The sequence below is a fragment of the Agriterribacter sp. genome (genome assembly GCF_035444585.1).
In the GTDB taxonomy this organism is placed as follows: Bacteria; Bacteroidota; Bacteroidia; order Chitinophagales; family Chitinophagaceae; genus Agriterribacter.
The window spans coordinates 1-7257 of the sequence record NZ_DAOMOZ010000228.1 but is presented as its reverse complement, the minus strand read 5'-3'; the positions used below and the strand labels follow the sequence as shown (position 1 = coordinate 7257).

Annotated in this window: 7 protein-coding genes; 1 reads left to right on the top strand and 6 read right to left on the bottom strand. The window is 46.5% G+C overall.

Annotation, left to right across the window (positions count from 1 at the left end):
- The 4 genes from PLH26_RS18415 to PLH26_RS18400 all read right to left on the bottom strand — a co-directional run.
- A partial coding sequence (locus tag PLH26_RS18415) for a DUF7133 domain-containing protein (RefSeq protein WP_324587499.1) occupies positions 1-1999 on the bottom strand: 1999 nt, incomplete at its 3' end.
- A 112-nt stretch (positions 2000-2111) separates the two neighbouring features.
- On the bottom strand, positions 2112-3305 hold the full coding sequence (gene nagA / locus PLH26_RS18410) for an N-acetylglucosamine-6-phosphate deacetylase (protein ID WP_324587498.1): 1194 nt from the start codon (positions 3303-3305) through the stop codon (positions 2112-2114).
- A 36-nt stretch (positions 3306-3341) separates the two neighbouring features.
- Complete coding sequence (locus PLH26_RS18405) at positions 3342-4667, bottom strand: sugar MFS transporter (protein WP_324587497.1); 1326 nt, start codon at positions 4665-4667, stop codon at positions 3342-3344.
- Between the two features lie 26 nt (positions 4668-4693).
- Positions 4694-5437 (bottom strand): glucosamine-6-phosphate deaminase, encoded by a 744-nt coding sequence (locus PLH26_RS18400; RefSeq protein WP_324587496.1) that lies wholly within the window; start codon positions 5435-5437, stop codon positions 4694-4696.
- A gap of 174 nt (positions 5438-5611) precedes the next feature.
- On the opposite strand from PLH26_RS18400, the gene PLH26_RS18395 reads away from it, so the two are divergent.
- Complete coding sequence (locus PLH26_RS18395; RefSeq protein WP_324587495.1) at positions 5612-5830, top strand: hypothetical protein; 219 nt, start codon at positions 5612-5614, stop codon at positions 5828-5830.
- 26 nt (positions 5831-5856) lie between these two features.
- Here PLH26_RS18395 and PLH26_RS18390 read toward each other — a convergent pair whose 3' ends face one another.
- Positions 5857-6261: a type II toxin-antitoxin system VapC family toxin gene (locus tag PLH26_RS18390; protein WP_324587494.1), complete on the bottom strand. Its 405-nt coding sequence runs from the start codon at positions 6259-6261 to the stop codon at positions 5857-5859.
- A gap of 318 nt (positions 6262-6579) precedes the next feature.
- A partial coding sequence (locus PLH26_RS18385) for a prolyl oligopeptidase family serine peptidase (protein ID WP_502876410.1) occupies positions 6580-7257 on the bottom strand: 678 nt, incomplete at its 5' end.

Below are 7257 nucleotides of genomic sequence, written 5' to 3'. Positions count from 1 at the left end.
CGGTCACCCGCTTTGAGCCGGCTAAAGGCGGCGCCACCATTCCCGAACCGCCAAACTGCAGTCCTTTGCCATCGGTACCATGACAGGAAGCACAAAGCGATTTGAAATTTTCCGCGCCCTTCAGCACCAGCGCCCTGTCTGTTTCCTTAAGATGTGCGGTTTGTACCTCAACAGGAAGGGTTGTAGTAAGATGCCCTATGGTCATTTGTGCAGCCTGGTATACCATACCTTTGCGGTTACTGTCTGCCTTGACCATTACCTCAAGCATTGGTTTGGCTTTTTCGGGTGTGCTGTAACGTAATGATTGTGCCAGTTGCGTGCGCACGTCTGTGTCGGGGTCGTTGATCAGTTTGGTCAGGTGCAAAAAAACTTCCTGTCCTTTTGCTTTAATATACGCTTCGCTGATCCATACGGCCATGCGCCTCAGTTCCGGCGATCTATCCTTCATTATCTCCCATAAAAGAGGCGGGTCTACCGCCTGCAGTCCTTCCAGCGTCCATAAAGCGTGTATGCGCCCGAGCAGTGACGGCTTATCCTTCCAGAACATCAGATCATCCCAAAAAGAAGGCTCATCCAGTACTATCTGCTTTAATGCCGGAACAACAGATTGTTCATTGCGAACGATCAGTAATTTCTGTGCATTATCGCGCCACCAGCCATTGGGATGTGAAAGATATTTTACCAGTTGCATTGCCGGTGCTTTCAGCATGTTCGGTTTTCGCCTGTCGGGCGGAATGGCTTCATGCACAACCCGGTATATCCGTCCCCTGCCAATATTCTTATCCAGTCCCAAACGTTGTATCTGCGGACGAAGATAGGATTTGGGGCCTGTCCAGTTCCCTTCCTGTATAATGCCCCTGTACATGTCTACGATATACAGGCAGCCATCGGGGCCGGTTGTGGTGTTTACCGGCCTGAAATTCATGTCGGTGGAGGCAATAAATTCGGCTTTATCATATGCGTTTTTCACCACCCGCATTCCATTTTTGTTCAGCACTTTTGCACGGCGTATCAGTCTGCCTACAGGTTCACAAATGAAGAGGTCGCCTTTCATGCTTTCCGGGAGCCTGTCGCCCCTGAAAATGGTTTGTCCGCATGCAGCCGTAAAATGATTTAGTGTACTGTCGGCACGCAAACGTTTTGTACCGCCTTCCACATCGGGAGTGGCTATAATGGGCCAGGGCGAATGAAAATCGCCTTCGTACTGATCGTTCTCAAAATCAAGCTCGCCATAAGCCGGCATTTGCTGAAAGCCCAGCGCAGCCACTTCACCGCCGACAGAAGAAAGGAATAATCTTCCATAATCATCGTTACCCAGCCCCCATTGTCCGCCGGGCACGTCGCCAAGACTGTCAATTTTTAACCGGTCGCCGGTCCATTTGTACCTTACCTGCCGGCTGGTATAGATCCAGTTGTCGAGGTTCCATACCAACCCGCTTTTCTGGTGCTCAAGGTTACGGGTATCGGGGATATCGTTGTGGTATACCCGCACTTTTTCATCGGCTATGCCGTCATTCGTTGTATCCCTGTAAGTATGTAAATTGTTTGAATAGGTTTCCTGTACAACCAGCCGGTCATCCAGTGGAAGCATCATGCGGGGCAATACCAGGCTGTCGATGAATACTGTTCTTTTATCCATTTTGCCATCGCCGTTCGTATCCTCCAGCCTGACGATCCGGCTAATGGGCGCATTTTCATTGGTAGCTTCAATATCCTGCATGTAAGTAAGCATTTCGGCCACATACATCCGCCCGTTGGCATCCCAAACAATAGCCACAGGTTCTTCAACCATGGGTTCGCAGGCTACCAGCTCAATGCGGTAGCCCTCCGGAAGATGCATGGCTTTCATGCTCTCTTCCGGAGAAAGTGCTACCGGCGAAGGATTTTGGATAACGGGCGGTTGTAGTACAGGTTTTTCAGGAATGTTGTTGTCTGTATTTTTACAATTGAAAGCCGTGGCAATCAATAAAAAAATAAAAACAAAATTTGCTTTATTCATTCGGGAAGGGGTGAAGTTTATATAAACCGGGGCACAGAACAAGTATATCCCTACAAAATACATAAAAACTGATTAACCTGCATCCTGTACCTCCATGTAAATTTTTATACTGTTATTTTTTTTCATTGCGCCGGTACACCATCTTTCCTTTTATAATCGTCATTTCAATGCGGATATCTTTATCAAACAAAACAATATCGGCATCTTTACCTGCCTCCAGTGTACCTTTTTTATCGTGCAGTCCCATGATCCGCGCGGGAGTGGCTGTGATCATCTGTATGGCTTTTTCCAGGGGCAGTTCGGCCATATTTATCATGGTACGCACCAGCCGGTCGGCTGTTGCCACACTGCCTGCAAATGAAGTACGGTCGGGCAGCTTTGCCACCCCGTCTTCCACAATCACTTTCATGCCATCGTTAATGTTGCCCAGCACGCTCTCACCCTCAGGCATACCCGCTGCACGCATGGCATCTGTGATCAAAGCGGTTCGGCCGGCACCTTTAATTTTGTATACCAGCTTCAGCAAAGGCGCAGGCAGGTGAGCGCCATCGGCAATGATCTCCACATCCATATCATCGGTAAGAAAAGCCGCTTCAATTACGCCGGCATAACGATAAGCATTGCGGCGGGTAACGCCCGACATGGCAGAGTACAAATGGGTTGCCAGCGAATAACCCGCTTTAAAGGCTTCGTATGCTTCTTCATATATGGCATCGGTATGTGCCATGGCAGGCAGTATGCCTTTGGTGCGGATATATTTTCCAAATTCAATGGCGCCTTTCAATTCCGGCGCTGCGCTCCACCGTTTAATGGAAGATGAATGAGCAAGGATATCTTTATATTCCTCCGGGTCGGGATTGCGTATATATCTCGGGTCCTGCGCTCCCCGCTGGTTCATGGCAAAATAAGGACCTTCAAGGTGCATTCCCATGAACTGGGCGCCATTGGTATTTTTATCTTTTGCAGCTTCGTAAGTTTCGAGTGTTTGAAGAATACCTTCCTTATTGCTGGTAAGACTGGTAGGCCACATGGCGGTAGTTCCATAGCGGGCATGTGTTTCTGCAATGGTTAAAAAAGCTTCTACACTGTTGTCCATAAAATCGTGACCGCCACCGCCATGTACATGTATATCAATAAACCCGGGTGAAACATACAATTCTTTCGCATCTATGGCAACCACATTTCCTGCTTCTATATTATTTTCACCAACAGCAGCGATCGTATCTCCTGTAATCAGCACCGAACCATTATTAATTATACCCGCCGGGGTTATTATTTTACCGTTGTATATCTTTAACCCTTGCATGACCCGGTTTTTGAAATTTAAAAAATAACAGATCCTTTATAAAGACCATTTTTTTATACGATACCCGTAGAAAGCATAAAACACAAGGTACAAATAGCAGGGGAACAATACCCAGTAGGCCGTGCGCACATCATAAACGTCGGCCATCCACCCGTAAAAAAGCGGCAGGATAGCATTCCCGCACAAGCCCATGATGAGTACCGAGGCGCCCAGCTTTGTAAACCGCCCCAAGCCATCCAATGCCAGCGGCCATATACCCGCCCATACCAGTGAATTGGCCAGGCCAAGCAGCACCACAAACCATATAGAAACATCGGCCGTATGCCCCAACATGGTGATTTGTCCGTTTACAAAAACAATAAGCAATGTTAAGGTCAGTCCCAGGAGGGTGCACAATCTCAGTACAGTTACCTGGCTGATGTATTTGGGAATGCAAATGATGCCCAGTATATAGCCGCAAATGGTAGCAAATAAAGTATAGGAAGGAAAAACTTTGGCTTCCAGCAAATCAATCTTCATGGAATTGGCATAGCCGATGATGGTATCGATGGCAATGACCTGTGTGCCCACGTGCAAAAAAATGGCCATTGCGCCGAGTATGAGGTATGGAAACTGAAATATGCTTTTTTTACCGGCATTGGCCGCAGCCACTGCCGTACTTTCCTGCTCTGTATTGATCTCCGGCAATGGCGAATAGCGCACCATCAGTCCCAGCGCCAGTAATACCGTGCCCACACAGGCATAAGGAACCACCACCCGCCTGATCAGCTCATCCAAAGCGGCATTCTTTTCCGCTTCGCTCATCGTGGCTATGGCATTGAACAACTCCGTATCCGTTGCTTTCAATACTACTGCCGCAAACAGTAACGGCGCCAGGATGCCGGCGCCCTTGTTGCAAATGCCCATGATGCTGATGCGCTGCGCCGCACTTTCTTTGGGACCTAAAACGGTAATATAAGGATTGGCCGCCGTTTGAAGAATGGAAAGCCCTGTACCTATGGTGAACAACCCTATAAGAAATATTTCATAGGTACGGCTAAAGGCCGCCGGTAAAAAAATAAACGCTCCCGCAGCCATTACCCAAAACCCTGCCATGATGCCCTTTTTAAATCCTATTCTTTTTAGCAGGAAGGATGAAGGGACCGACATAACCAGGTAAGAAATATAAAACGCAAACGCAACCAGGTAAGACTCAAAGTTTGTGAGTTCACAGGCTATTTTAAAATAAGGAATAAGGATAGCGTTGATCCACGAAACAAATCCGAAAATAAAGAACAGCAGCCCGATGATAAGTATGGAAATAACAGTATCGCGTTTGGTTAAATGGCCAACATCTATGGTTTTGGTTATGGCAGTGCTCATAATATAAATGGTAACGATTCTAAGGGTTAATTGCTGTTGGAAAGAAAAGCTGCCGACATCCTGTCTAAATATAAGGTACAGGCAGCATGCGTTTGCAATATGCTTGCGGGGTGTATATTGCTTACCTTTTGTTCCAGGGTATTTTTTACCGCAGTGGCTTTACGGCCATCGGGCACCGAACAAATAATATGCTTTGATTTCAGTATCTGCTTTACCGACATGCTGATGGCTTTGCGGGGTACATCTTCAACAGACGGGAACCAACCCTCTCCCATTTGCTGCCTGCGGCATTGCTCATCCAGCTCAACAATTATATAGGGTTCTTCTGTTTCAAAATCAGCCGGTGGATCATTGAACGCAAGATGCCCGTTCTCCCCGATCCCCACAAGGGCCACATCAACAGGGTTCTTTTTGATCAGTTGGCCAAGACGTGCGCATTCAGCAACCGGGTCTGTTTCACCATTCACGAGATACACGGCTTTAAGCGGCGGTACCCTGGCCAGGAATCTTTCCTGCAAATATTTCCTGAAACTGGCATTATGCGTTACTGGTAGCCCGATATATTCGTCGAGATGGAACATAACTACCCTGCTCCATTCAATGCCCTGCTCCGCTATCAATTGGTTAAGGGTTTCAAACTGGCTGGCGCCTGTGGCCAGAATGATATTGGCGTTGCCTTTTTTTTCAATCGCATCTTTAATAAGGGCCGCAGCATCTTTACCGGCGGCTTCACCCAATTGCCGGGGAGAATTAAACGTTTTTATTTTCATTTAAACAGTAATTTATTGAATGCAACCCGCTAAATATAAATGAAAACCCGGCATTAAACAAAACGGGGAAAGGCTTTTTAGAAAGACACCGGAAAATTGTAGATTTGTTTAAGCACCCCCATAAAATAAAGGGATTGCTTCCGATAAAAAGTATTTGACTAAAAACTATTTCCTATGTCTGAAGTATTGCATGTAATTATAAAAAAAGCATATGCAGCTTCTTTGATTGAACATTTACGGAAAGAAGAAGCTGTTGAGATCGTTGAAGAATCCGTAACCGAAATTCCCGAATGGCAAAAGAACGCAGTTCGCAAAACGTTGCTGCAGGTCCAACAGAACCCCGGCTCATTGCAGGCCTGGGATATTGTGAGGCAAAAATATAAAACCGCCTGATGGTTCTTTTACAAGAAAAAGCCGCCTCAGCGCAGCCAATTTACTATTTCAAGTCCTTTTACCCTTTTGAAATGATCGGTGTTATTTGTCACTAATTGTACGTCATTGGTTAAAGCAACGCCGGCAATTAAGCAATCTGTGTGACCGATGGGTTGCCCCTTCCTTTTTAGGTCTGCATAAATTTCGGCAGCCCGCCGTGTCGCACTAATCGTTAGTAGCAGTATTTTACTCAGTTCTGCAAATTCCGTGAAGCGCTTCAATTGCCTCCTGGCATCTTTATATAACAGTCCATTCAGGATTTCGTAATAGCCAATGATACTGAAATTGATAGCATCGTACGATCGGAGATAAACCTCTACATTTTCTACAACTTTAGGAGTGCCCCGTAAAAATTCAGAAAGAATATCTGTGTCTAATAGTCCGGGCTTCATAGATTGGTCTCTCTATCGAAAAGGTTGTTTCTGGTCTGTTTGGTCTGCTTTTGAAAGTCTTTGTAATCCTTTTCAGACATGCCCTCGAAAGCGCCTGCAAATGAGAGAATTTTTTTTGCCGTGTTGTTTGATCTTTTGGTGTTTGCCCTTAAGGAATGGACAATAGAATACAAGTCCCCCAACCGGTCAACCGGTACATTTTTGATCTCTTTTAATATCGTATTAAGCGTTGGCATGTATTGGTCAAAGGTACAATTTTTTTCTGGCTAACCTTATAAGAAAATCGCCGCTCCGTTAGCATTACCTATAAAATACCGCTCACCCTTTCAGCCAGCGGTCGAACCAGTCAAAAGCATCTCCCTGCATCTGTTTGTCAAATTTGTGCGGGCCGGGATAGTAAGCACATTTATAACGCTCTTGCGCACCTGCTTTTTTATACACCTGTTGCAATATTTCATCCGCTCTTTTCATTTCAGGCAGGGTATACAGCTCATCTTCATTGTCGTTTAAAACCATGGTGGGAAGCGGCGCCCTCAACCCCAGTATTTCCGGGAAATCCAGCTCATTGGGCAGCAGGGGCACATAAGTCATCCAGGTATGGGTAAATGATTTATGCAGCAAAAAATCTTTCCAGGTAGTCATAAACCCCACACAAACCGCGCATTTGATCCTTTCATCCAGCCCCCCCATGAACACGGTACGCATACCGCCACCCGATAACCCGCCACAGCCGATGCGGCCGGCATCCACATCATTTCTTGCACACAATACATCCAATGCTTTTTGGTCTTCCGCAAAAAATACACCCGGCCAGGTAGTGCCGGCACTGAATAAGGATTTGGCCATGATATGCTCATGCTCTGCCGCCCATTTGTTATAGGCCTCTATGTTTCCTGGTTTTTCAGGATCCTCGTCATTTAAACCGTTGCGCAACCGTTCAGGCACATCCCGCAGCATTACCCTGCGGCTGGCAAAAGGAAAAGCATCCGGCACCAT